The 470-nt window shown below is 28.3% G+C and carries 1 pseudogene; it reads right to left on the bottom strand.

Annotated elements, in window-relative coordinates:
• Positions 1–395 (bottom strand): annotated as a pseudogene (locus V6U76_RS05460) (phosphatidylglycerophosphatase); the annotation flags it as partial.
• Between the last annotated feature and the right edge of the window lie 75 nt (positions 396–470).

Genomic DNA, 470 nt, shown 5'->3' with positions numbered 1-470 from the left:
TAAAGCTTACTTAACTTCAAGTGAACTGACATGATAGCAGGAGATGAAAACGCTACAGTTAGTATTTGACTTGAAGATATATGTATAACTATCTCTTCATTACTACTTGCTGAACTATTCTCTAAATGAAAGATAAATATAGCAACCAATTGAATTATTAGCATAATCACAGCCAATATTGTAAAAACTACAGCAACAGTTATTCCTGAATATGGCATTTTATGTAAAATATATTCACTTCCATGTATCAAGCACATAATAAGATAAGATACAAATAATATTGAAAAAGAAGCCCAATGAGCCTGCCAAGCCGGCAAATACCCTATACCTAAAAAAGTGCTTACGACTTTAGCAGGAAAGATTTTAGTTAATATATCTTTTAAAGTTTTATTCATAAGTATCTTAATTAGAAATAATATTTTAGAATTTACATCTAGTCTCTACTTATAGCAATACAATCAAAAAATTTT

The organism is Wolbachia endosymbiont of Pentidionis agamae, assembly GCF_036711655.1.
Taxonomy (GTDB): domain Bacteria; phylum Pseudomonadota; class Alphaproteobacteria; order Rickettsiales; family Anaplasmataceae; genus JAZHPY01.
This window is presented reverse-complemented; position numbering and strand designations above follow the sequence as displayed.